21 protein-coding genes are annotated in these 26,576 nt (G+C 48.1%); 11 read left to right on the plus strand and 10 right to left on the minus strand.

The window, feature by feature from the left end:
• Positions 1–29 precede the first annotated feature (29 nt).
• The 6 genes from Q4Q54_RS07025 to Q4Q54_RS07050 form a co-directional block, all read right to left on the minus strand.
• Positions 30–1,643, minus strand: coding sequence for a sensor histidine kinase (locus tag Q4Q54_RS07025; protein WP_006085946.1), 1,614 nt, complete (start codon positions 1,641–1,643; stop codon positions 30–32).
• Positions 1,644–1,658: 15 nt separating this feature from the next.
• The gene (locus Q4Q54_RS07030; RefSeq protein ID WP_011623841.1) at positions 1,659–3,179 is read right to left on the minus strand and encodes a tripartite tricarboxylate transporter permease; all 1,521 of its coding nucleotides are present in this window, start codon (positions 3,177–3,179) and stop codon (positions 1,659–1,661) included.
• 2 nt (positions 3,180–3,181) lie between these two features.
• Positions 3,182–3,649, minus strand: coding sequence for a tripartite tricarboxylate transporter TctB family protein (locus Q4Q54_RS07035; RefSeq protein WP_006082912.1), 468 nt, complete (start codon positions 3,647–3,649; stop codon positions 3,182–3,184).
• A 10-nt stretch (positions 3,650–3,659) separates the two neighbouring features.
• On the minus strand, positions 3,660–4,613 hold the full coding sequence (locus Q4Q54_RS07040; protein ID WP_006082913.1) for a tripartite tricarboxylate transporter substrate binding protein: 954 nt from the start codon (positions 4,611–4,613) through the stop codon (positions 3,660–3,662).
• A gap of 12 nt (positions 4,614–4,625) precedes the next feature.
• On the minus strand, positions 4,626–5,906 hold the full coding sequence (locus Q4Q54_RS07045; protein WP_311988063.1) for a porin: 1,281 nt from the start codon (positions 5,904–5,906) through the stop codon (positions 4,626–4,628).
• Between the two features lie 591 nt (positions 5,907–6,497).
• On the minus strand, positions 6,498–7,301 hold the full coding sequence (locus Q4Q54_RS07050; RefSeq protein WP_012586906.1) for a polymer-forming cytoskeletal protein: 804 nt from the start codon (positions 7,299–7,301) through the stop codon (positions 6,498–6,500).
• A gap of 282 nt (positions 7,302–7,583) precedes the next feature.
• On the opposite strand from Q4Q54_RS07050, the gene zapE reads away from it, so the two are divergent.
• On the plus strand, positions 7,584–8,894 hold the full coding sequence (gene zapE, locus Q4Q54_RS07055) for a cell division protein ZapE (protein WP_311988065.1): 1,311 nt from the start codon (positions 7,584–7,586) through the stop codon (positions 8,892–8,894).
• A 684-nt stretch (positions 8,895–9,578) separates the two neighbouring features.
• Positions 9,579–11,204 (plus strand): methyl-accepting chemotaxis protein, encoded by a 1,626-nt coding sequence (locus Q4Q54_RS07060; protein ID WP_311988066.1) that lies wholly within the window; start codon positions 9,579–9,581, stop codon positions 11,202–11,204.
• Positions 11,205–11,359: 155 nt separating this feature from the next.
• On the opposite strand, the gene Q4Q54_RS07065 is transcribed toward Q4Q54_RS07060, so the two are convergent.
• Positions 11,360–12,358, minus strand: coding sequence for a LysR family transcriptional regulator (locus tag Q4Q54_RS07065; RefSeq protein WP_311988067.1), 999 nt, complete (start codon positions 12,356–12,358; stop codon positions 11,360–11,362).
• Positions 12,359–12,496: 138 nt separating this feature from the next.
• Between Q4Q54_RS07065 and Q4Q54_RS07070 the strand changes: the two genes are divergently transcribed.
• Positions 12,497–13,456, plus strand: a complete 960-nt coding sequence (locus tag Q4Q54_RS07070) for a sodium-dependent bicarbonate transport family permease (protein ID WP_259483516.1) — start codon at positions 12,497–12,499, stop codon at positions 13,454–13,456.
• A 119-nt stretch (positions 13,457–13,575) separates the two neighbouring features.
• On the opposite strand, the gene Q4Q54_RS07075 is transcribed toward Q4Q54_RS07070, so the two are convergent.
• Together Q4Q54_RS07075 and glnE are read right to left on the minus strand one after the other, a co-directional pair.
• Positions 13,576–14,547 (minus strand): diguanylate cyclase, encoded by a 972-nt coding sequence (locus Q4Q54_RS07075; protein ID WP_259483515.1) that lies wholly within the window; start codon positions 14,545–14,547, stop codon positions 13,576–13,578.
• A gap of 105 nt (positions 14,548–14,652) precedes the next feature.
• Positions 14,653–17,508 (minus strand): bifunctional [glutamate--ammonia ligase]-adenylyl-L-tyrosine phosphorylase/[glutamate--ammonia-ligase] adenylyltransferase, encoded by a 2,856-nt coding sequence (gene glnE, locus Q4Q54_RS07080; RefSeq protein WP_311988068.1) that lies wholly within the window; start codon positions 17,506–17,508, stop codon positions 14,653–14,655.
• Positions 17,509–17,746: 238 nt separating this feature from the next.
• On the opposite strand from glnE, the gene Q4Q54_RS07085 reads away from it, so the two are divergent.
• From Q4Q54_RS07085 to Q4Q54_RS07120, 8 genes are all read left to right on the plus strand, one after another.
• Positions 17,747–18,721, plus strand: a complete 975-nt coding sequence (locus Q4Q54_RS07085) for a hypothetical protein (protein WP_006085957.1) — start codon at positions 17,747–17,749, stop codon at positions 18,719–18,721.
• 13 nt (positions 18,722–18,734) lie between these two features.
• On the plus strand, positions 18,735–19,634 hold the full coding sequence (locus Q4Q54_RS07090) for a DUF350 domain-containing protein (RefSeq protein WP_311988069.1): 900 nt from the start codon (positions 18,735–18,737) through the stop codon (positions 19,632–19,634).
• A gap of 4 nt (positions 19,635–19,638) precedes the next feature.
• Positions 19,639–21,363 (plus strand): polyamine aminopropyltransferase, encoded by a 1,725-nt coding sequence (locus tag Q4Q54_RS07095; RefSeq protein WP_311988070.1) that lies wholly within the window; start codon positions 19,639–19,641, stop codon positions 21,361–21,363.
• 78 nt (positions 21,364–21,441) lie between these two features.
• Positions 21,442–21,855 carry a YjfI family protein gene (locus tag Q4Q54_RS07100; protein ID WP_007645549.1) on the plus strand — a complete coding sequence of 138 codons (414 nt, stop codon included), beginning with the start codon at positions 21,442–21,444 and terminating at the stop codon, positions 21,853–21,855.
• Positions 21,856–21,866: 11 nt separating this feature from the next.
• On the plus strand, positions 21,867–22,556 hold the full coding sequence (locus Q4Q54_RS07105; RefSeq protein WP_311988071.1) for a PspA/IM30 family protein: 690 nt from the start codon (positions 21,867–21,869) through the stop codon (positions 22,554–22,556).
• Positions 22,557–22,718: 162 nt separating this feature from the next.
• A complete protein-coding gene (locus tag Q4Q54_RS07110) occupies positions 22,719–23,372 on the plus strand; it encodes a DUF4178 domain-containing protein (protein WP_006082927.1) in 654 nt (217 codons plus the stop codon).
• 101 nt (positions 23,373–23,473) lie between these two features.
• A complete protein-coding gene (locus Q4Q54_RS07115; RefSeq protein WP_006082928.1) occupies positions 23,474–23,803 on the plus strand; it encodes a hypothetical protein in 330 nt (109 codons plus the stop codon).
• Positions 23,804–23,958: 155 nt separating this feature from the next.
• The gene (locus Q4Q54_RS07120) at positions 23,959–24,783 is read left to right on the plus strand and encodes an ion transporter (RefSeq protein ID WP_006082929.1); all 825 of its coding nucleotides are present in this window, start codon (positions 23,959–23,961) and stop codon (positions 24,781–24,783) included.
• Positions 24,784–24,928: 145 nt separating this feature from the next.
• Here the strand turns inward: Q4Q54_RS07120 and Q4Q54_RS07125 are convergent, their stop codons facing one another.
• Positions 24,929–26,425: a CYTH domain-containing protein gene (locus Q4Q54_RS07125; RefSeq protein WP_311988106.1), complete on the minus strand. Its 1,497-nt coding sequence runs from the start codon at positions 26,423–26,425 to the stop codon at positions 24,929–24,931.
• Positions 26,426–26,576: the final 151 nt, after the last annotated feature.

Raw genomic sequence — 26,576 nt, forward strand, 5'->3', positions numbered from 1 at the left:
TTGGTCCGCAACAATCATGACGGTATGCATTAAACGGTACCTACTTCAGGTAAAGGTTTAGTGGGAATATACACAGAAAAACGCGCTCCACCTAAATCTGAGTCGGCAAACTCTAAGCTGCCATGGCAGGCACACAGGTAAGTATTAACGATATACATGCCCACACCGTGCTGCGCCCCCTGCTTAGAGCTGTAATCTGGATCGAATATCGTACTGTACTCGGTTTTAGAAATCCCATCGCCACTGTCTTCCACATCAAAAATCAGGTTAGAGGCAGTTTCATCTAAGGTCACGACCACGCGGCGGGGCTTATGATTGTTCGCCCTGTGCACAGCCTCAATGGCATTATCGATAAGGTTGCCCATAATCGACACCATCCGCTCTAGCATAATGGCGTCTTGCACATCGCTGAGTTGACTATCTGGGCTGATTTGAAACTCAATATTCAGCTCTTTCGCCTTGTGGTACTTACCCAAGAGTAATCCCGCGATCGTCGGCTCATGGATTTGCGACAGTAATAAATGGATTTGAGCCTGCCAACCTTGGCTTTCTTGACCAATAAATTCGACCGCTTTGTCGTAGGCTTTGAGTTGCAACAAGGCACCTAGAGTATGCAGTTTATTCGAGTAATCATGGGTTTGAACTCTGAGCATTTCGGCAAACTCTTGCACTTTTGCGAGTTGTTGGCTCAAGCGCTCAATTTCATCGGCGGGGCGCATCGTCAGTAGCAAGCCATCATTTTGATCCCGTACCTGAAACGGCACCCGCGACATCACCAGCCATTGCTCATTGGCAAATAACTCGAATCCCCTGATGGTTTTGTTTTGGTTCGTCAGTAGAAAATCGGCGTGCTGCGGCAATAAATCACTCAACATCAGAGTATTAGGTTGGCAGGTCGGAGATAAGGCTAAGATCTCCCGCGCCCTTTGATTCAACTTGCGGATACGGCCATCGGCATCCAATGCCACCACCCCCATTCGCACTGTGTTAAGAATCGCGTCCTGCTCGACAAATAAACGCCCAATTTCAGCAGGTTGCAAGCCGAACAACATTTCCCGTACTTGCCGTCCCATCCAAAAAGCCACCAACACGCCCATCAATAACACCCCTAGGACTGTCATGATGATTTCAGGAATACGTTTATCGATTAACGCGCCCACGGACTGGCTCAAAAAGCCCACGGAAACCAAGCCGATAATTTGGCCTTGCTCGTCAAGCACTGGCACTTTACCGCGAATAGAACGACCTAAACTGCCCTGCGCCTCGGAGATATAAGACTCCCCTTCTAATGCCGCTTGGCTATCACCGCCCTCCATCTTCTTGCCAATTTTATCTGAATCTGGGTGCACGATACGGTATTTATGGGTATCGCCCACCACGATAAAATCGGCCTTAGACGCTAGACGTATTCCTTCTATCGCGGCCAGTAATTGGGGACTCGAATGCCCAGTCTGCAAAGCGGTAATCACATCGGTCCGTGTCGCGACCGCATGGGCCAGCCCTAATGCCTTAGCGCCCGATTGCTCAGTAATACTGCGACTCAAAATTTGATAGCTGATGCCGCCAAATAAGGCGCACAGCAACAAACTCAGGCAAGTCACCCCACTGATTAACCACGTTTCTAAGCGCTTAGGGCGTCTCATTAGCGTACCTTTACATTAAGAGGCTTTCGCCAATTTATCACTACGATGACTACGAATAAAACCGATCAATGGCACAGCCAGCATCGCAATTGCCACAATCAAGATAGTCAGTGTTAGCGGGCGTTCCCACAGGAAGCTCAAAGAACCATCGGAGGCGATCATAGCACGACGGAAGTTACGCTCAATCATATCACCGAGGATGAAGCCCAGTAGCAGCGGCGCCATTGGGAATGCCAGCAAACGTAGCACCACAGCGACAATCGCAAAACCTATCATCAAGAACAGATCGAAGGTATTAAATGAGACTAAATACACCCCAATCAAACTGAAAAACAAAATCATCACAGTCAAAATCGACTTAGGCAAAGCCAGCACTTTGGCAAAATAAGGGATCAGCGGTAAATTCAGCACCAGCAGAATAATATTGCCAAAATACATAGAGATAATCACAGACCAAAACACGTCTGGACGCTCTTGCATCAACATAGGGCCAGGTTGAATACCATAAGCGATTAATGCACCGAGCATGATGGCCGTGGTACCCGACCCCGGAATACCTAAGGTCAATAAGGGTACAAATGAGCCAGTACAGGCCGCATTGTTAGCCGACTCAGGCGCCGCAACACCGCGAATCGAGCCCTTACCAAACTCATCGCGTTTCGCGCCGCGGGATAAATTACGCTCAGTGCCGTAGGCCATAAAGCTGGCAATCGTTGCGCCTGCGCCCGGTAATACCCCAATCAAAAAACCGAAAATCGAAGAGCGACCAATCACAGGTGCTATCTCTTTCACTTCCTCTTTGGTTAAGCGAGTGCTACCAATCGGCTGCGCTGAAAAGTTGATGTTTTCGGTCGACTTAGGCGGCTTAATCACATTCATTAACGCTTCCGACAGGGCAAAAGTAGCCATGGCGATTAACAGAAAACTGATGCCATCGAGTAAATCTGGCTGACCGAAGGTGAAGCGTTCCATCCCCGAGAAAGGATCGATCCCCACTGACGAGAGCAACAAACCTAAGTGAGTCATCATCATGGCCTTGAGGAAATCGCCACGATTCGAAAACGCCGCAATGGCCGTCAAACCGAGGAACATCAAGACCACATAATCGCCCGATTGAAAGCTCAGTGATACTTGCGCTAATAATGGCGCCGCGACCATCAACATAATGGCGCCGATAGTGCCGCCGGTAAACGAAGCATAGGCCGCAATCGCTAATGCCTTACCTGCCATGCCTTTTTGCGCCATCGGATAACCATCGAATGACGTCGCAACCGTTCCTGCCACGCCCGGGGCGTTGATCAGAATTGATGAAGTCGACCCACCAAAAATAGCGCCGTAGTACACGCCCGCCATTAAGATCATGCCTGAGCTGGGGCCAATGCTGTAAGTCACAGGGATCATCAAGGCGATCGCTGTGATCGGCCCTAATCCCGGCAGCATACCGATCACTGTGCCGACCAAGCAGCCTAAGACCACATACATGAGGTTTTGCAATTCAAACGCGGTCGATAGACCAATAAACATTGCATCGAACATAGTTAACTCCAAAGAGAACCTGAGGCCAAGTAAATACCTAAGACTTGCGTCATCAACACCCAGAACACCAACACCACGGGCACAGAGGCGAGCAGCAAAATCTTAAAGCGGCGCTCTCCCATCAACCAAAATCCAGCGACCAAAAACAATAAGGTAGCGACAACAAACCCCAACGGTTCGAGTCCGGCGGCATACAAGACCATCAGCACAATCAGCGCCGCGGTTTGTTGTAAGGCGGCTTTTGTCAGCAGCGCCCCCCGCTGTTGAACCGTGTTTCCTTTCAGCAAGACGGCAACCAGAGAAAACAGACTAAACATCAATCCCATGGCAGCATAAATCTTCGGCATAGTGGAAGATGTCACGACTTCAAATTCTTCAAACGGCAATAAGGGAATTTGCCATGCCAGCACGCCATATCCGGTAAACACGGCGACAAATAGCAAGGAACCAATCAGATCACGATTCAACATCTGTCACTCCTTACTTAATAAAGCCCAGTTGCAACATAGTGGCTTTAAGCTGTTGCTCCTGTGCTTCCAATGACTTAATGAATTCGGCTTGGGGTTCAAACAAATTGATCCAACCATTACGGGCACGCACTTGTTCCCATTCTGGCGTCTTAATCAGCGCCGCAAACTTGGCCACATACTCATCAACTTTGGCTTTAGGCGTATCGGGTGCCGCAAAAAAGCCGCGCCAGTTAGTAAACGTCATGTCATAACCGAGAGATTTAATCGTCGGAACCTCTGGATGCTCGGCAACGATTTCAGGTGCCGTCATAGCAAGGATCCGCCCTTGACCACTGCCTGCAATTTCTAACGCTTCACTGAATCCCGTCGACAATAAATCGACTTCGCCCGAGAGTAAGCCAGCCTTAGCTTGACCACCCGCATCGTAGGGAACATAACGTAAACGACCGCCATCTAAGCCCGCCGCCGCAATCGCTTGCGCCGCAACTAAGTGATCCATACTGCCGCGCGCCGAGCCGCCAGCGATATTGAATCTTTGTGGATCCGCCTTAAAGGCCGCCAACACATCGTCCCAGGTTTTCAACGGTGAATCGTTACGTACCACAAAGGCACCGTAATCGGCGACTATGCCTGCAACCGGCGTTAAATCACGATAACTAAACGGGATTTGTCCTGAAAGTGCACGGAGCACAATCGGAGTCGAGTTAACCAGTAAAATATCGCCCTGTTTGTTTTTCGATTTGATCATAGAGGCAATCGCACGACCGCCACCGCCACCCGAGAGGTTCTCAAAAGAGGCATTACCATCGATTTTCGACTTCACTAAAGCTTCACCGACGCCGCGCGCTGTGGTATCCCAACCACCGCCTGGACCGCCAGGAATGATAAAGTGGATATCAGCACTCGCCATGCCAGAGGCACCGAGTAACAGCGCACTCATGACTAAAGATTTCATTTTCAACATGATTCATTACTCCTAAAACACGTATTGCAAACGGGCAGCAAAGGCATCGCCCACATCTTCATTGCCGACTAAGGCAATCGTGCCAGCGCCATCGACGGAAGAATGGATGTAGTTAGCCATCACTTTGATTTTTGGATTAAAGTAGTAAGACACGCCTAAGGTATAGGTCTGAGCTTTAGTACCTTGGAAGTCGGAGCTCGCATCCACGCTAGAAAAACGTGCCGCCAATTCCCATGCATCGGTTACGCCCTTAGGCTGGGAAAACACGGCGCTGCCCTTGGAATAGCTGCGCTGTTCGCCCGTTAAGAAGTAACTCGCCTGCAGGTAATACGCCTGATAACGCTCACCATCGAGCACTGACTGAGGATCTTGGGTGTTTAAACTGCGCTGGGCATATTCGCCCTGCAACAACAAGCCATTATGTTGAAATGCCAGCTCTAAACCCGCTTGATTTAGATTATCAATCGCTGCGGTTTCACCACCGGCGACATAGTTAATCAGGCGAGTATTAGTCTCGCGCAGTTCGCCGCGAGCAAAGCTGGCAGGCAAGTCATCGCCGCCCATTTGACGCGCTGAGTACCACAAGCCTGCATGCAGCACTTGGCCCGGTTCTTTGGCCTGTGACCAAGTCACTCGCGAGCTCAGGGCATAGTTCAAATCATCAGTTTCATCTTTGCCATCGCTACCAAAGGCATCGTTTTTATAAACACCCAAGGCGTAACGTAAACCTGTGCTGGGGAAATATTGATAGGCAGAAACACCCCAGCGGAAGTACGGCGACATAGTATCGGCGAGGCTAGAACGTTCGATCAGCGCAATGTGATTACTGCTGGTGAGCGCATCAAGGCTGATATCCTCACGCAACTTACCAAATTGCAGTTTAGGGCCATTCTCAAAACCCGAATAACGCATCCGAGCCATGACGATTTCAGCGGTATTCTCAGCAAATTCAAGCAACAGCTTGTAATCCCAATCCTGTAATTCGCCTTCAACAAAGGTACGGACTCGGCGGGGGAAAATATCCTGCGCGCTACTGCCGTTATGTTCGGCGTTATAGGCACCATTGAAGAGGTTGTAATCGAGTTGAATGCGACCACCTATCTCAAAAGCTGGCGCGCTAGGCTTAGATGGAGTCGCAGTGGCATTCGCTGCCTGCTGTTGTTTTAGCTGGTTAACTTCTTGAGTCAATTGGGTGAGTTGTGCTTGAAGCTCTTGTGGCGTTAAGTCTTGCGCATTCGCAAAACCAGTAAAGGCCACAGCGGTTGCCGCGGCAAGTAAGGTCAATCTAGGCATCAATGCCTCCTGTATTGCAGTCTGCCATTCCCTGTGGGAATGCCTGTGTTATTAGAATTGTGTCAGGTCTGTGACGGACTACTTCCTCGCCCAGAGGATGAAATGTATCGTTAACATTTCGTTAAAGATATTTAACGCACTTAATCTTCATTAAGGGACTTAAGGTGACTAAAAATCATAAAGTTCATGAACAAAATAAACTTAACTCAAGGGAAACGGCTTGAAGTGCACAAAACGGGTAAGAATGAGAGATAACTCAATGAAAATATGACAGGAATATTAGCGGACGCTGAATGTTAACAGATGAGTGAAATAGCATAAAAATAGGACGGATTTACCCTTGGAACGTTAAATTAAGCTAGAAGCCATCCATAAAAGCAAAGCGCCGTTAAGCGCTTCTGAGGGAACTAGCAACAATACTTGAAGAGAGATTGAGTAGGATTGAGCTGGATTTCGGCGATAAGCATTAGCAACGATGAGCAAATAAGAATGCTCGAACAAAAAACACCAAATGCTCGACCCAACGATGCGAGTACCTATTTATTCGAGATAATTGATTCAAGCGAATAGATTCGAGCTTTCGCTTAGCAATCAGAGCTTATTGCCTGCATTCTCGCTGGCGGGCGCGGTGCCATTATCACCCTGCGCCATCTGTGCATGGCCTTGTTCCATCTGCTGTAAATCTTCCATCGCCGAATCCTGCGATAAAGCCAGCGGATCGGGATCTGCGGATAACGCCGCCGTATTGTCGGCATTCGCGGTATCTGGCGCAGTCGTTTGTTCAGTCAGTAATGGATTGGCAGCCTTTTCAGCATCTAGCCCCTGTGCCACGGGAGACACTTCAGTATTGAGCGGACTATCACTCACATTCGGTAACCACTCACGCAATGGCTCGGGTCCAAAACTAAAGCCCAAGGCGATGACGACAGTTGCAGCAGCAACATACAACCAAGGGCGAATCGCCCGATTATCGCCTCTTAATGAACCGCTCTCACTGGCATATAGGTGCGCATCCGAGCGTTGAGCCGCTGGGGCGATCGCTTTTAGCATGTCAGGCAAGGCATCAAGCTCAGGGCCTTTAATCCGCTGACCAATAAACTGGCCGCCTTCGTAAATCTCCATCTGATGGCTAGCAACTTCGCCGTCAACCACTCCAGAACTGGTAATAATCAACTTATTACAACAGACTCGCCCACTAAATACGCCGCACACCCGCAACTCATCACAGCTGACTTCACCGGAGATCTCGCCGCCAAGTTCGATCTTAATTTGCCCCGCTGAACCAATCTTGCCCTGCAATTTACCCGCAATTAATGCCGTGCTCTCTAACTGGATGTCACCCTCAATCGAGGTTTGTGCACTGATAAAAGTAATGCCATTGCCTTTGCTAGCCATAGGATTCATTCCATATCATTATTTTTGTGACAAAGATGTTAAGGTAAAAGTCCCCGAGAATAAAGCACTGGTTTCGTTTAGTATTTGGCCTAAGCCTCAGAGCGGGATTTAAGTCACGCCAGCGACTATGTTACCCTGAGCATCTTGCAATATGGCTCCCGAGTACCTAAGTATGAGTAGCATTATGCCTCAAAAGGCGAGTACTGATATCGCACTTAATCAAAGCTAAAGCACACACTGACTGCAGCAAACACCTAAAACAACCGCCAACGAGACCCCGACATGGCTCATTCAAACTCCGCTAGCTCGCAATCGATAATGCCAATGATGACGCCACTGGAAGTGTATCGCGCCAAAGTGAGCGAAAATCTAGTTGACGATCCAGCGCAACAACAGGCGGTGTTGGCGCTCGATATGTTATTTAAACACTTGATGCCACAGCCCTATTCAGCACGCCTCTCCCATTCACAATCCATCAAAGGCTTGTATCTGTGGGGCGATGTCGGTCGCGGTAAAACCTTTCTGATGGATTTGTTTTTCGATTGTTTGCCAAGTGAAGGCAAGTTAAGACTGCATTTCCACCGCTTTATGGCACGGATACACAATGCACTGCGTGAGCATTCGGGTAAACGCGATCCGTTAACGCTTATAGCAAAAAATCTAGCGAAAGAATGTAGGGTGCTGTGTTTCGATGAGTTTTTTGTCTCAGACATTGGCGATGCCATGATACTCGCAGGGCTATTTGAGTGCCTATTCGAACAAGGTGTGGTGCTGATCGCGACCTCAAATATTCCTATTGAGCGCTTGTATGAGAACGGCTTAGCCAGACACAGATTTTTACCTTGTATCCAATTGCTGCAAACGCACACGCAAATGCTGCATCTCGCTGGCAACCAAGACCACAGGATGCACGCCATCAATACTTTATTAAACAACGAGATTGGCATTGAAAGCGCTGAAATGAGTGCCTCGATTTCCCGCAATATCGGCATTACCGGAACACTCGATTTTGAGCAGATTTTTGACAAGCTAGTGAATGGGTTAACGCCAAATGCACTCAGTATGAGCGCTGTTGGCATTAGCGATACTGGTATTTGCGATTCTAACGTTAGTGATAGCAGAATGAGCAATGCTAGCCTCACCATCTGCAACCGTGAAATCCCAGTGATCCGCGCCGCTTTAGAGCCCACAGACAACGCCGTTGCTTGGTTCGACTTTTATGCCCTGTGTGATGGCCCAAGATCCCAACTCGATTACATCGAAATCGCCAGTCGATTTAAGATCTTAATGGTGAGCGGTGTTCCTAAACTGGGCGGCGAAGTGAAAGGCTGGATCCGTGCCCGCGGCACGGAGGACGGCACAGGAGCAAACCAAGCCGCAGCTACGGGCGAGCGCAAACTCTCCTACGCCGCCAACGACGACCCAGCGCGACGTTTTATCAGCTTAATTGATGAGTTGTACGATCAAAATGTCAGCCTTTATCTCAGCTGCGACGTGCCACTGAGCGAACTCTACCAAGGTGGCGCACTTAGTTTTGAATTCCGCCGCACCTACAGCCGATTAATAGAAATGAGCCGACATGAATTAGCGTAAAACGATTGATTATTTATTGCTTTGCACAAACAAGAAAATAGACAAGGAAAGAGACAAAAAATAAGCACCAATAATTTACCCATTTATTATTGGACAATCATTAGCACAAAAAATAAAAACGTCCAAAGGAACAGTAGATTACGAAGTCACTTATACAATCAGTATAGTAAAAGTTTGAATAACACCTTTAAAACGACCGACATGAAACATGAGTCTAATGACCTAGATTGCCAATATAAAACCTTATCAAATCAGCACAAAACCTCACCTTAACCGTTTAAAATCAAAAAACTAATCGCAGCTCACACCTTTACTCCAACAGATAGCCTTAATAAAACCAAAGGCATTACCCCACTCAATTCAGCAATACGGTTTGCTAACCTAGATATTTAAGGTACGGTATAACTTAGTTTCAATTATGCTAATTTACGCCCTATAGGTTTTAATCAATTAAATTTACACTCTACGGCAAGAAATTTTAAAAATATAATCTATAGTGTATTAAACCAAAGACTCATAGTTCCGACTCTGCGCGATAACGTTTAGTTTTAAAGTTAGGAAGCATAAGTTCGACTTTATTTACTCGAACTTTATGGCTCGACAGCAGTAGTTCGAAAGCATTAGTTTAAAAGCAGTAAGAACGACCTTAGACGGAACTAATTTAAATACAGGGACGATTCGCTTATGTGGTTACGACAAATTAAAATTGGCTCACGACTCATTACTGCGTTTGGCTTACTCGGTCTAGTCTTGTTACTTCAGGGGCTGATGTCATTACAAACTATGTCATCCATGCGAGTCTCCTCAGAAGAAATTGAAAAAAATACCCTGCCGACACTCGTCACGCTATCGAGCATCAATCTTAACGTGATGCGCGCTAGGGTATTTACATTTCGTCTATTACTCGCCGATTCGGCGGCTGAGCGTGACAAAGGGCTCGAAACCTTAAGGCAAATTCGCGAGAACATTAAAACGGATCAAAAGGCCTACGAGCCTTTAATTAGTTTGCCTGGTGAGCAAGCCCTCTATCAGGATTTTAGTCATAATTTAGAGTTATATTTACAGAACCAAGATCAAATGATCAGTAAGCTGCAGGCCAATGACACGACTGAAGCTAAACGAATAATGGATGAAGTGATGACGTTACAAGCTGATAAAATAACTAAAACGCTTATCAGCATTGGCGACTTAAATACCGAATATGCAGGCAAACAGGGCGAGATCACCGCACAAGCCTACGAGGAAAGTAAGCTACTCAACAGCGTGGTGATAGTAGCCTCCTTGATTGCCGCATTTGTCGTAGCCACACTCTTAACCCGCAGTATTGTGCAGCCGATGAAAGAAGCAGTAGATATTTCAGTGACGGTCGCAAGCGGTGATTTAACGCAGAAAATCCGTACAGATGGCAATGATGAAACCAGTCAGCTGATGCAGTCATTAGCAGGGATGCAGCAGAACCTGCGCGATACCTTATCCCATATAGCAAACTCCTCTAACCAGCTCGCCTCCGCCGCCGAAGAGCTCAATTCTGTGACTGAAGATGCTTCCCGCGGTATACAGCAACAAAATGATGAAATACAACAGGCTGCAACCGCAATTACCGAGATGAGTTCGGCGGTGGATGAAGTCGCCAATACTGCAGTCCTCGCTTCAGAAGCCTCAGAAGAAACCGCCCGCAATACTGAATTAGGTAAAAAACAGGTAGATCAAACCGTCGCCGCCATTATCGACATGAATCAGGATGTGACGCAAAGTTCGCAAATTGTCCAAACCTTAGCCATGCAAGCTGTCGATATTGGCAAAGTTTTAGATGTGATCCGCGCGATTGCAGAACAAACGAATTTACTGGCCCTCAACGCAGCTATTGAAGCGGCGCGAGCGGGCGATACTGGCCGTGGTTTTGCGGTCGTTGCCGATGAAGTGCGCGCGCTAGCCCACCGCACTCAGTCGTCGACCCGCGAGATTGAAGACATGATCAACAAGATCCAGCACGGCACCGAAACCGCTGTGCTATCGATGCAGCACAGTGGTCAAAAGGCAGAGCAAGCACTCGCTGTCGCAAGGCTCGCTGGGGATGCATTAAACACGATTAACACTCAAATCAGTACGATGAACAACAGCAATATGGTCATCGCAAGCGCCGCAGAAGAACAAGCGAAAGTCGCCCGTGAAGTCGATAAAAACATAGTGAACATTAGCGATCTCGCCAGCCAAAGCGCCGCGGGAGCCCAGCAAACCAGTGCCTCGGCGCATGAATTATCAAGGTTAGCGGTAGAACTGAACAACCTACTGACGCGCTTTAAGGTGTAAAGTCGCCTCGTACAGTCGTCAGATTTAAGGCCAAATCTCGTTTTACAATGAGACCTGAGGGTAACTGCACAAGGTGTGCTAAAAGACGTTACCCTCAATGTATCAACACATATCTAACTGAATAAAATCATTCAGTATCAAAAACATGAACTCAGCTAAGACCGAGTTTGCGGCGCATGATTAAAGTGCATAGCCAGTTCACTGATATCGGCGGCAACCCATTCGGGCTCGATACACTCGGCCAAATGCGCCGCCATAAAGTCCACCAGCTGCATGGCAGCATAGGGCAAGCGTCGATCTTTGCGGCCAACCAGATACCAGTTACTTTCGAGCGGAAAACCCATCACTGGCAAAATAGCCGGTTTTTCGCGCCCTTCTTGCAGCGTGTGCGCCGAAATCACCGACAACCCCAAGCCCGACGCGACGCTTAGGCGTATCGCCTCATTGCTCTCAATTTGCATAGTGTCACTAAGCGTGATGCCTTGACCGCTGCACCAAGACTCAAACATCAAGCGGGTGGCAGAACCCGGCTCGCGCACGATAAAACGCTCATGTTTGAGATCGTTAAAATTCACTTGCTCACGGCCCACCGCCCAATGATCTTTTGGCGCAATCAATTGCAGCGGGTTTTTAATGATCCGCGCAGATAAGACGTTATCGCCACTAGGAGGATGACTAAACAGGTATAAATCATCTTCTTGGCGCTCAAATCGACCTAATACATGGGCACGGTTACCGATATTTAGGGTCACTTTAACCTGCGGAAACTGCCGATAAAAGGCCCCTAAAATCCGTGGTAACACGTATTTGGCGGTAGTGACGATACCGATATTAATATGCCCGACGCTGCCACCTTTAGCCTGCTGCATAAAGGCATCGAAATCCTCAAAACGACTCAAGGTATCGCAGGCGGCGCGGTAGAGTTCATTGCCAATCAAGGTCGGTAACATGCGGCCTTCACGACTCTCGAGTAACGGCTCACCCAATACATCGGCCAGCTTTTTAAGCTGTAATGACACTGTGGGTTGGGTTAAATGCAAGGCCCTCGCCGCTGCGGAAATATTGCCTAACCGCACCACTTGCACATACACCTGCAGCAAACGGAAACTCAAGTGCCGCAATTTAAGCTGAGTCGATGACGAACGCTTATCCATAGACAATTATCTATACCTAAGTGGTAAACAATTTATTTTTCAATATAACCAATTAGGTCCAAAATCACCAGCCATCAGGATCACCCGACATTTAAGCCTGTTCTGCACGGCTTAAAAATCAAAATTAATGAGATACTTATGCCCGATATTGTCATTGCCTTTTTTGCCTTAGGCTTGTTAGCTGGCCTAGTGAAGTCAGATCTTAAAGTCCCCCCCGCGATCTACGAAACCCTATCCATACTGTTAATGCTCACTTTGGGCTTAAAGGGCGGAATGGCGCTCCACGGTCACACCCAAAACTTAGTGCTCACTGAGCTGTTAGCGGTTGTTGCTTTAGGCTTCATTATCCCCTTGGCCCTATACCCAGTGTTAACTCGGCTGGTTCGCATTGGTCACACAGATGCCATTAGCATTGCCGCCCATTACGGCTCCGTTAGCGCGGGAACCTTTGCGGTGGTGATGGCTATGGTGGAAAAATCAGGGTTGATATTAAGACCCGAAACCACCCTGTATCTCGTGCTGCTGGAGCTGCCGGCGATCGTCGTGATGCTCTGGCTACACAGGTACTTAAGCGCCAAAAAAGCAATTGAAACATCACCCAAGAATGAAACTCAATCGAGCGTATTGCACGAAGCGTTAACCAGCCGCGGCGTTGTCTTACTCGTTGGCGGCGTAGTGATTGGTTGGCTTTACGGCCCAACGGGGCTTGCGCCGCTCACACCTGTGCTACTAGGCGGATTCAAAACTTTACTGGCATTATTTTTACTTGAAATGGGCTTAGTGACGGCCAAAGTGTGTTTGCCGCTACCACTAAAACAATGGCGCTTATTGGTGTTCGCCGCCGTAACGCCCTTTGTATTGGCTTGGTGCGGTATCGCCGTAGGATTATGGTTGGACTTACCTTCTGGCAGCATTTTAGTGCTAGCAGCATTAAGTGCCAGTGCATCTTATATTGCAGCGCCTGCGGCCATTCGAGCCGCAATACCCGAAGCCAATATTGGACTGGCTATGCTGGCCTCACTCGGCATTACGTTTCCGGTTAATGTGTTAATTGGCTTACCTTTATACCAACACTGGGTGATACTCATTACGGCTTAATGGCGTAGCTTAGTACTTCTTCGCCGAATAAAAATCAATGAAAAGGGAGACATAATTGTCTCCCTTTTCATCTTGCTTAAGCACACATGATTTAAGGCGCATCATTTAGTGCACATAATTTAAGGCGCATCACTGTGGTGGGCGGCTTTATCCTGATACATGGCTTTATCGGCGGAATCTAACAGATCTTCTAAGCTCACATCAGAATCTGGCGTCCAATGGGCGATACCAATACTGGTCGCTAAGCTATGTTGCTTAGGATGCTGTTGATTATATTGCTCAAGTAACTGCTTAAAACGCTCGATCACGCGATCGACTGTATCCCTATACACAAAACTTAATAGCACCACAAACTCATCGCCGCCAAGCCTTGCAATCACATCCGACTCCCTAAAAGCGGTCATCAGGATATGGGCAAAATCGTATAACACTTGGTCGCCCTTGAGGTGACCAAAGTTGTCATTCACTTCCTTAAAGAAATCGAGATCAAAGAAGAGTAAGGCCGCCTCAGATTCGGTACGTCGACAACTCGCCAGCGCCTGATGGGCCAGTAACTCAAATCCACGCCGATTCGAAATCGTAGTCAAAGGATCTAAGGTGTTTTGCGCGATAGAGAGTAATTCCGCCTCCACCATTTCGCCTAAATCCGTCAAGGTTTCAATATCTTCAGCCGTAAACTCCCGCGGTTCAGTGCCGATTAAACACAAGGTCCCTACTCGATATTGCCTGTGAATGGTTAAGGGATAGCCAGCGTAGAAGCGAATATGCGGCTGCTCGGTCACCAGAGGATTGTCACTAAAGCGCGGATCTTTGAGGGCGTCGTTTACGATAAAAATATCGTCTTGATTGATCGCATGGCCACAAAATGAAATTTCCCTTGGTGTTTCAGTCACCTCCAATCCTTGGCGAGATTTAAACCACTGCCGCTCGGCATCCACTAAGGTCACAACACAAATCGGCAAAGAGAAAATTCTGCGCGTGAGCCGAGTAATACGATCGAAACGTTCCTCGGCATCGGTGTCGAGCACATTGAGTGCGCGTAACGTGGCCAAACGTTGCAGCTCGTTTTCAGGGATAGTAGGTAATTGCATGGTGCTCTCTGCTAACTGCTCTCATTAAACTCTAGCCTAAATTGGGCATTCTTGCGGTGTTAAGGCTGATATTCGTTTCAGCCTTACTCCCTTTAGATGACTGTACTATTCAAGCACAGCGCGGTAGATATTGAGCACTCGCTCGGCATGTTCCTCAACCTCTAACACAGGTAACAGCCCCGCCTTTTGTTGCAGAGTCAGGCGATGATTTTCATCCCTGAGTAAGCAATAGGTTTGGGTTAAATGCTGGGCACTCATCATAGGTAAGAGTTCAAGCTCAGCCAACACCCCAAAAATCCGCACATTGTCAGACCAAATCGTTAGTTCTGGGTACTCATGGGCATTAGCCAGCACTAAGTACTGGGCAATAAACTCGATATCAGCAATACCGCCGGGACTCTGTTTTAGATCAAACATGCCATCGCTGGCTTTGAGCAAGTGATCACGCATCTTCTGACGCATCTCACGTACTGCTTTTTGCAGCTCAGTTTTATCCCGTGGTTTTTCCAATACCGAGGCGCGAATTCGGCTAAATTTGACCGCTAAACTATTGTCGCCGAAAACAAAACGCGAGCGCACTAAGGCTTGATGTTCCCACGTCCACGCCTCGTTAGCTTGGTATTCGCCAAAGCGTTCAATCTCACTGACCATCAAACCCGAGGCGCCGGAAGGACGCAGGCGCATATCCACTTCATACAACTCACCCGAAGTGGTGCGAGTCGAGAACAAATGCAGAATACGCTGGGCGAGTTTGAGGTAGAAATGGCCGACTTCAATCGGCCGTTCACCATTGGTCTGGCTGTTATCTGCTTTGTTTTCACACAGGAAGACTAAATCGAGATCGGAGCCGTAACCCAACTCTATCCCGCCGAGCTTGCCATAACCAACAACGGCAAAACCTGTGTCATTGCCCTCAAGGTGGGCGGGCACGCCATGGCGCACTGAAACCTGTTGCCACGCCTGCATCACCACTTGTTCTATGATGGCTTCGGCTAAAAAGGTTAAGTGATCGCTCACTTGCATCACAGGTAAAACCCCAGTGACATCGGCGGCGGCGATTTTAAGTTGTTGTGACAGCTTAAATTGTCGCAGCGCTTCCATCTGCTGCTCCATATCATCCTCGGGCACACGCAACATGTACTGGCGCAGCTCGCTAGGATAATCATCTATGGAGGTTGTGTCATAAAGCTGCGATGGATCGATAAGCTCATCGAGCAGCATGGGAAACTTAGCCAACTGCGCGGCAATCCAAGGGCTGGCGCAGCACAGGCTCACTAACTGTTGCCGTGCGCCAGGGTTTTCGCATAAAAGCTCAAGATAAGTGGTACGAGTTAAAATCTGCTCCAGCACCTTAGACACGGGCTCAAAGGCAGCCGATGGACTCTGTTGATTAATCAACTCTTCCAATAATCTTGGCATTAATTTATCTAAGGTTTCGCGCCCGCGTGGACCAATAGAACGCTTAGTGACAGTCTCACGCCAGCTGCTGAGCATAGGGCACAGCTTGTCATCGTCGATTTGCTGTTCGGCCAATAGCGCTACGGCATCATCAATATCTTGCACATGCCACAGCTGCGTTGTCCAATGCTCGGCCTTTTCTTCGCCTTCTTCACCGCCCACTGTCGCTTTAAAATGACGATGGATTTTGCTCATTGCTGCTTCAATATGGGTGCGTAGATCGACCTCGTTGGCCATATCGAGCACATGACACAATCGCGCCCAATCTAGCGGATTATTCGGCAAGGTTTGGGTTTGTTTATCGTCTATGGCTTGCAGTAAATTCTCCACTCGGCGCAACAGTAAATAGCTGTGTTTAAGCTCATCGACCGCCAAATACTCAAATTGCCCTAAGCTGTAGAGCGTATCGATAGCGCCGAATAAACTCTGCTGGCGCAGTGCAGGCTCGCGGCCACCACGAATTAACTGGAAACTCTGCACCACGAACTCGACCTCACGAATACCGCCCGCGCCGAGTTTAATATTGTCGGTCAAATGACGGCGACGCACTTCTTGGGCGATGAGTTGCTTCATTTTTCGCAGGGATTCAATCGCTGAAAAGTCGATATAGCGGCGATACACAAAGGGTCTGAGCAGGCTGTGTAATTCATCGGAGAAATGGCTCCAAGGTCCGAGCGCACGCGCCTTGACCATGGCATAGCGTTCCCAATCTCGGCCCTGTTCTTGGTAATAATCCTCAAGGCCACTAAAACTCACCACCAGCGGCCCACTTTCTCCGTAGGGGCGCAAACGCATATCCACGCGGAACACAAAACCATCGACGGTAACTTGGTCGAGCAAGTTCACTAGCCTTTGTCCCATGCGGATAAAAAATTGTTGATTGTCTAAACTGCGACGACCGCCGACGGTTTCACCATGCTCAGGGAAAGTGAAAATCAAGTCGATATCAGAGGAGAAATTGAGCTCGCGGCCGCCTAACTTGCCCATGCCTAAAATCAGCAATGGCTGTGCATTACCTTCTTTATCCATCGGCGTGCCGTATTGGGCGCACATATCTTTATAGAGCCAGTCGCGGGCGCAAATCACTAACGCTTCGGCAAGCGTCGACAGATCGAGCAGAGATGCTTCTAAACTGGCATAGTCTAAAAAGTCACGCCAGGCTAAGCGCACCATTTGATAGTTACGAAACCGTCGCAGGCTGGCTTTGGCCATCTCTTCAGTTGTGGCGCTACTCAGCACTTCGTGCAACTCAAGATCAAAGTTTTTACGCTCAATCAAGCTTAACTCGCCGGCAAACAGCCTGTTAATCCACTCGGGATGTCGGCATAACTGGGCCGCCACGTAATCACTGAGCCCTAGAACCGTTTTGAGTTCTTGCTGCTGGGCAGGTGTTAATTGCACGAGTCCTTCGGACCATACTTCCTCTAACCGCAGCCAGTTATGCTCAGCGGTTTGATTAACGAGAATAGACAATGACTTATTACTGTCTTTTTGCATGGTCATAATAATCCCTAACAAATTTAGCTATCGACATATTATGTCGTAAATGATATAGATTGACGCCACATCATGTTATGTTCGACGAGACTTGCAGCTACCTGATGTAGCACACAAATAAAGGTATCCCCTTTTATCTGTGGCATTTAAGGGTACTATAACCTGCGCAGCAGGCATATTGGGCAAGCAGATTATTATTGCCTGCAAGTATTTGAGTTTTATTTCATTACCATTTGGAGAAAACATGGCAGGAATGCTAACCCGTGTTCTCACATCGATCCTCTTTTTAGCCGTTATGCTGTCGCTGACGGGTTGTGGCGATGAGAGACCGGATAAAATCGCGAAGTATCAACAACTCACGCAGCAACGTCTCGCTACGCTCACGACGATGATCGATGACGGGCAGTTGCGTAACGCTAACCTCTTAAAACAATACACCACACTGTTAAAGCAGCAGAAACCTGATTTAGCCCCATTACTTGATGAATTAGCAAAGGATTCTGGCACCCAAGGTCCCATGTATTCCTCGCTGAAACGTCGATTAGATGAATCGAAAGTGGCGAGTAACTTTGCCGATCTCGATCAACAGCTGGCCGAAGCGGAAAATCTTTATCAAGCCGCTGATCCCAGTTTGTTTAACGATATGTTGTCCGACCCTGTCAACGTGGTCGCCGATATGTCCGACGGCAAACTGGCCCGCGTGAATGCGATTAGCCGTGAGGCCGCAACATTAGCCAATGGCGGCGAAGATTTTGGTCCAGGCAGTCAGCTAGTTGGTAATCCGTCTTACGGTAACTGGCAAACCGACTCGAGCGGCACTTCGTTTTGGGCTTGGTATGGCATGTATTCGATGTTTTCGAATGTCTTCAATCGCCCTGTTTCCTACGATCGTTGGTCGGGTAACCGAGGTTATAGCTATTACAATGACGTAGGTCGTTATCGCTATACCTCACCCAAACAAGCGGATGCGCAAAATAAGACCTTCGAACAAACGAAAAAACGTTTCGATTCCCAAGGTAAGCGCTTCGACAGCCCTTATGCCAAACCGCGTACCGGTGGCACGGCGTTATCCCGTGAAAGTACCAGCACGCCCAAGGCCAGCAACACCACGAGCGCAAGCAAGAGTTCGAGTAGTAAGTTCCGCTCTAACTATGCTAAAGACAGCAGTTTCCGTAATTCCAGTAATCGCACGACCCGCAGTGTGCGCCGGGGCAAGTAACTAAGGATTTCCAATGACACTATTTCAGGATTTCGGTATCACACCAGAGCTAGCCATCATTCTGGCTATCGATCTCACCATAGCCGTGATTTTGCTAACGCTGATGCGTTATTTGCAAGGTTGGAGCGTAAAGGTTAACAGCAGTAAAGAACTGGCGGAGCGTGATAACTTTGCCTTCGGTATTAGTACCGCGGGCGCCGTTGCCGCACTGGGTATAGTGCTAACGGGCGCTATCACTGGTGCTTCCGCGCACTCTTATCTTAATGAAGCCATTGGCATGAGCGCCTACGGTTTATTCGGCTTAGTGCTGATTAAACTGGGTCGTTTCCTCCACGATAAGATTGCGTTAAACGAGTTCGATAAGAACGAGCAAATCATCAAAGGTAATGTGTCTGTCGCGATTGTCGATGCCAGTGCTGCCATCGCCACAGCGATTATCATCCGCGCCGTGTTGTTATGGGCAGAAGACTTAACCCTAGATACCTTTATCGCTATCTTCAGCGCCTTTGCGATTTCGCAGTTGATGTTAGTGCTACTGACGCGCTGGCGTGAAAACCGTTTTGCGAGCCGCAATCAAGACTCGTCAATGCAGCAAGCCTTAGTACAAGGTCATACGGCATTAGCACTGCGTCATGCGGGTTATATGATAGCAATGGCGCTGAGCTTTAACGCTGCCAGCCACTTTATTATATTTAATCCAACGGCTTATGTGACTAACGTGATCGGTTGGTTAGTGTTCTCAGTCATCATGCTGATCGCGCTTTCCTTACTGCTGTTTGTCGTGAAGAAACTGGTATTAGCCCGTATCGATTTAGCCGATGAAGTAGAAAGACAACACAATATCGGCATCGCCGCCGTTGAAATGGCGATCAGTATCGCTATCGCACTTATCCTCACGGCACTGATGGCCTAATCGAATGCAAGAAACCAGCTTAACCCCCTCGGCGGCTAAACCTAGCCGCCTAGGTTGGTTCGACGATGTGCTCTTATTGGGCATCATGGCCGTATTAGCAGGCTGCGGCCTGATTTACGAATATCTTTTATCCCACTATGCCGGGCGCATTTTAGGCGCATTAGAAGCCGCCATCTACACCATGATTGGCTTGATGATAGTCTCCATGGGGCTAGGTGCCTTCGCCGCCCGTAAGATCCGTGATGCCTTTACCGGTTTTGTGATCTTAGAACTCACAGTCGCACTCTGTGGCTCACTCGCCATTTTAATCACAGCGGCGGTGATTGGTTTTGGCCAACAACTGCCCTTGATGATTGCCAACACCTTAGGTTTACCACCAGATCAACTGCCCGAAGGCGGCATGATAGGCTCGCTACAAAAACTCAGCGAATACTTACCCTATGTGTGGGGCGTGTTGCTGGGCCTGATGATAGGTATGGAAATCCCACTGATCGCCAGAGTGCGCCAATCACTCTCTGACGAGCATTTGCTGCACAATGCGGGAACAATTTACGGCGCCGATTACATAGGCGCAGGCATAGGTGCCGCCATTTGGGTTGGCTTTATGCTTGCCATTGATATCCAACTCGCCGCCGCTTTAACCGCCAGTTTCAACCTGTTGGCGGGCTTTGTGTTTATCTGGCGCTTCTGGCCTAAAATCCGCCGCCCTAAACTGCTTTTGACTGGGCATGTTATCGTGACAGGCATTTTACTCGTGTTAGCCATCCACGGCCCACGCTGGGAGCAAGAATTTAATAATTTGCTCTTTAAAGATAAAGTGGTTTACGCCAAGGCGACACGTTTCCAACAGCTGACCTTCACCGAGCGACTTCGCGGTAACGGTCTGCCGCCCGTTTATGCGTTATACATCAATGGTCGCTTACAGTTTTCTAGCATAGACGAACACATCTACCATGCGTTTCTTGTGCACCCTACACTCGCAGCCAGTGCCCGCCATAACAAGGTGTTGATCATTGGCGGCGGCGATGGACTCGGTCTCAAACAAGTGCTGCGCTGGGAGCCTGAGCAAGTGACGCTGCTCGATCTCGATGTCGGCCTAGTGCAATTGTTTAAGTCGCCTGATACAGATATGCCCGAGCGTTTGAGCCGCGCTATGTTGACGCTCAACGGCAATGCGCTAAACGATCCCCGTGTCACTGTGATCAACGACGATGCATTTAATGGCGTCGATAAGCTGATTGCCACAGGCGTGAAATACGATGCGATTATCGTGGACTTGCCCGATCCGAGCCATCCCGATCTTAATAAGCTGTATTCGGATTATTTCTACCGTAAATTAAAGGAACTTATGAGCAGTGATGGCGCTCTGACTGTACAGTCAACATCGCCTTACCATGCCCCTAAGGCCTTTATTTCGGTAGCAAAAACCTTGGCATTGGCAGGATTTGACGTCAAACAGTACCATCATAATGTGCCCAGTTTTGGCGAGTGGGGCTGGAGTATAGCCACCGCAGGCGGACTCGATGCACAACACAGATTAGCTAAGTTAACTGAGCTGCCCATCAAAGATGACTGGCTCACCTTAGGTTTAGTGGATGGCGCCTTTGAGTTTCCAGCCAATTTTTATCAAGATGCCGCAAAAATAAAACCCAATGAATTGGGTTCTTTGCAGCTGTATCACTACCATTTGCAAGATTGGTCCGAGAATCAGGGACTGAATCTTTTTTAATAGGACAAGATAGTGCTTGACATATTATGTCTCGGTGCTATCTTTGAATACAGACATAATATGTCAATAAGGACAAATATGAATATCCATACCCTTGCCAATCACCTCAACAGTCTTGGCAATAATAGCCAAACCGGCTTTCAATTCGATTGTTATCCTATTGATGGCGAAGTCGAAGTACTGCAAGTGAATGTGGTTGGCCGTGAAGAAATACCGGTATTCGTATCGGTGACGGATAACCAGATTCTTTGCATCAGTTACCTGTGGGGCGAGAACGAAGTAAACCAAGAACGTCGCAGCGAAATGTTTGAAACCATGCTAGAACTCAACATTCCGATGCCCTTGTCAGCCTTTGCGAAAATTGATGACAAATACGTAGTTTACGGCGCGCTTTCACTGCAATCTAGCATGCTCGAAATCGAGCAAGAATTAGCAGTTTTATCCGATAACTGTTTAGAAGTTATCGATGAAATGGTCGACTATCTAAAATAAGGAGCCACAAAATGGGCATTCTGAATAAAATTTTAACAGCGTTTCGCGGTGGTGCCACCGAAGTTGGCCAAAGCATCGTTGACGCAAACTCAACGCGTATTTTCGAACAGGAAATTCGCGACGCCGAGAAACATTTAACCAACGCTAAACGTGAACTGACCGATGTCATGGCGAAAGAAATGCAAGCCAGCCGTGAAATCGACCGCCTGAAACGCTCGATTGTCGAGCACGAAGGGTATGCGACTCAAGCATTGGACAAAGGTAATGAAGCCTTAGCAATTGAAGTCGCTGAAAAAATCGCCCAGCTCGATCAAGAGCTTGCTGAGCAGCAAACTGCCAACGATAGCTTTAGCGCCCATGCAGCACGTTTGAAAGACTTAGTGAAGAAAACCGAGCGTCAACTGTCTGATTATCAGCGTCAGCTGAGCATGGTTAAAACCACTGAAAGCGTGCAAAAAGCCACGGCAACCATTACTGACTCGTTCGCGTCTAGCAACTCTAAGCTGCTGAACGCTAAAGATTCACTTGAGCGCATCAAGGCACGTCAGCAACAGTTTGACGACCGCCTGAAAGCGGCAGAAACCTTAGCCGATGAAAACAGTGACAAGTCACTGCAATCTAAGCTAGCCGAAGCCGGTATTGGTGAGCAAAAGTCGAATGCAAATGCTGTGCTAGACCGAATCAAAGCACGTAAAAGCTAAGCAATGATTGACCGAATGCCGAGTCTCAGTGGGATCATCACCCCCTACTGACCTCGGCATTTTTTTGTTTCATCCGCATAAAATAATTGACCACTATTGCCCGTTACGATCCGCAGCCAATCGATTTGAAGCCGCACGCGAGCATAGTCAGCAGGAGTCACTATGGGATTTTTCAATAGTATTTTTGGTAAGAAAGCAGCGCCACAGCGTGAGCTCAATCACCCATCCCAGCTCAATGTGGGCGACATGATCTCAATTGATGACAGTTTTGCCCTGCCGCCACAACTTCGTGGTCAACAATTGAGGGTCGAAGCCGTACATACCTACGAGTCTGAACGTAAACAGCAAACCGAATGGTTACTCAAAGGTCATGGCAGCGACACACTCTTTTTAAGTATCGAAGAAGACGACGAAACCTATCTCGCCTTTTCGATTAAGATTTCCCGCGCCCAAGTGGAACAGTTATTCGATCTTGAGCAGTTCAGCGCCCTGTTCGATGAACCGGGCCATGCCGAGTTAACCACTCAAATATTACCGGCCGACTTAGCGGAACAACTAGAACAATGGCTTGGAAAGCAATATCACCAAGTAACGTTTGCCGCTTTTGGCTATTTCCATCGTCAGGATTACCGCGGTCAAAAACCACCACAAGACGCCAATGGCGCCACGGGTGAGCCCTTCGAGTATTATTTACTGCTCGATGACGATGAAAGCTGCGCCGTCGAAGTGGAAGTCTACGAAGGTGGCGACACAGATGTTGTCTTGACCCTATATCGTCCACTGACGGATATTCGAGATTACTGGCCAGCGAAATAACCCGAAAATAAGATAAAGTGCGTGCTCGCACTTTATCGATAATCCCAATACAATCTCACAGATAAGCGCTAGAAACGGTTGATAGCAATAGGTAATACGCCATGAGTAAAACCAAACACCCTCTCCCCGAGCAATGGTTGAAGAACCAACAAGCCGCAAAAGCAACGCAAGTGGCTTTCGATCTCGATGAAAAATTTCAATACTCAATTCGTAAAGCCGCGTTAGATGCAGGCGTGAGCCCTTCGGATCAAATTCGCACTATTTTGGGCTTGAGCGTATCGAAGCGGCCATCGCGTCCGCGCCTTACTGTGTCACTCAATGCCGATGATTATGTGCAACTGGCAGAAAAATATGGGTTAAGCGCCGATTCGCAGCTAGAAATTAAACGCCGTGTACTCGACGATTTAGTTCACTTTGTGGATGAAACCTAACGCCGCAATCACTTCACGCGCCAGCCCTTTATGTGAATGGCTGGCGTGATTAATCGACAAATAGCCCTTTTATTGACTAAGACAATTTACTCATAGCCTAAAGTCTTTTACTTTAGTTGAGATATTCGCCGCACTTAACAGGGATCATGTTTGGCATGACAGATAAAACCCCATGGTCACTTCGCACCCTTGGCACCCCTTCTCCATTCGAAATGGCGATGATGCTGTTATCCTTGCTGTCGGTGATCATAGTGCTCGTCATGACCTTCGGCCGCCTCGATAGCGAAACCTACCGCTTACTCTTTTTCGTCGATACCAGCATTTGTATGATCTTCATGATCAACTTCTTTATTGGGTTGGTCCGTGCTCGCGATAAGCGCTTTTTCATTCGGCATCATTGGATTGATTTTATTGCCAGTATTCCGGCAATTGAAGCCCTGCGCATGGCGCGGCTGTTCCAAATTCTGCGGGTAATACGCCTGATCCGCATGAGTCGTTCACTGCTGCTTCCGCTGATCAAACAACGTAAACAAGCCACCTTAGCCAGTTTGCTCGTCGCCATGGTGACGATTCTGACCTTGGCCTCAGTGATCATTTTGATCGTCGAAAGCGGCACCGAAGGCGCTAATATCCAAACCGCAGAACAAGCGATTTGGTGGGCGTTAGTCACTATCTCGACTGTCGGCTACGGCGATTATTATCCGGTAACGACAGCTGGCCATATCATAGGCGGTATTGTGATTGTCAGCGGCGTGAGCTTTTTCGGGGTGATCTCAGGTTATATGGCGTCGGTATTTGTCGCGCCCGATGAAACAGAGCGTCAGGAACGCCAAGAAGCCCATAAAGCCGAAATCAAATCAGAGCTTGAATTAGCCTTAGCGAGAATGGAAGAAAACCAGCAGAAAATGGAACAGAACCAAGCGCAAATGCTCGCCAAAATTGCAGAGCTTAAACAGGTTATCGAAACCAGAAATAACTGATTTAACGAAGAATGGGCTAACAATCTGCAAAAGAAAGGGCTCAATCCAATGTGGATTGAGCCCTTAGTATTTTTCAGTGCCGAGCTAGAATCAGTGCTGCACCAGTCAATAGACTTAGAATTAGTTCAAAGTTATAAACATAACCCTACCAATAGGCCTGTTGCTGCATCGCGTTACGACGCGTCGACTCCATGGCAAATAACAAACTCTGCTGTTTGTCTTCCAGCCATTCATTTAAATCGATATCCAACTCTCGGCTCGCATCATGCACCGCGCGGTAACAGGCTAAGGTTTTAATCCCGAGTACCAGATCTTGCCAAGGTGCACGAAATGCATCCCGTGATTTCGCCTCATATAAACTGCCATAAGCGTGACCGACTAAGATGCTCTCATCAAGTACTGCAGCCACTTGCAGGTAATTTGCGGTAGTCATGACAGTATTGAGTGGCATTACCTCAACGATCGCCATCCAAGAGGCTTGCTGGGCGCGGTCAGCATGCTGCCGTAAGCTAGGCTGATTGCTGATATCCACTTCACCGGTACTGATCTTAAGCAAAATCTCGACAATCGCCAGCTGTAATTGACCATATTCAGTTTGTTGCCACAGGGAGAGTAAACGTCCCTTCAGATTCATCTCTGTCAGTTGCACCATAAGGCGCGCGTTAACTTGAGCATGTTGACCAAGCTTTGCGAACAAGCCCCTTTGGCTTCCAAGCAAGGCAGTCAGCGCTTGTGCTTGCTCGATAAAATCGAGCTGTTTTTCAATCGACATGAATTGACTAGAGAGTTTCACATTCAATAACTTGAACTGACTTAAGGTCATCCGCAGCAAACGAATACAGGCACGCATTCGCCACCACAGTGCCACACAGGCTTCGGGTTCGCTTTCCTCTGCAATCATGCTTTCTAATAATTGCCAACGCTCAAGCGCGGTTTCAAGCAGGATTTGGCAGTTTGCACTTAAATCCTGTGAAGAAGAATCATGTGACTCTGTCAGTGGCAAAAATTCCAATGCGTTTAAATCGAGCGGCTTAGCTTTACCCGCTAATCGATAGCCGCGCTGTGCTTTACTGGCTTTACCTAACCGCACAGGCACCACGCTCGCCACTTGCATCGCCAGTTTAAGTAGCGCTTCGGTATCGCCACTGAGGAGTTCAAACTCTAACTCGCACAGGGCTTCTTGTTGACCATTAGCGGTGATTTCACCTATGTCTAACGCCACTTCGACCACGCTATTATCAATTTGGACATGCCAAGCGCGGCGATAAAAATCGGTGTGAAATATACAGGTCAACTTGGCTTGTGTGGCGGCTAAATCCGCATCGGCGGGCCAAATACTGGCGGGGAATAGACTTAAATCTGGGCTATCGGCTTGGATAGTCACATTATATTCGGGCCGCGAATGAATCCCGCCCACGACTTGCCCAGCGGTTTTTATGGTCTGCTCTCTATGTGCATCGTAACCGCGCACCCGCAAACCCATGTCCCACTGACGCAGTTGTAAGTCAGGTGTGTCGAAGTAACCATTCGCCAAACGACGTTGACCTTGGGGGACGGCATTATCGAGACTATCTAACTTATTTATCAGGGATTCTTGATATATCGGCAGGAAAAACAGTTTTAATTCAATCTCAGCATTCATTGCGTTACCGCTCATTTTGTCATCAAACATTCATTGATGCGTCATCTTTAGTTCATAATGTCACAAATGTGTCATAAAAATCCCGTAGGATTTGGTTTTGCAGTTGGTATATAACCCGTTAGAATAAAGCTGTCGTTTTTTCTGAAAAAAC

Source organism: Shewanella sp. SP2S2-4 (assembly GCF_031932025.1).
Taxonomy (GTDB): Bacteria; Pseudomonadota; Gammaproteobacteria; order Enterobacterales; family Shewanellaceae; genus Shewanella; species Shewanella baltica.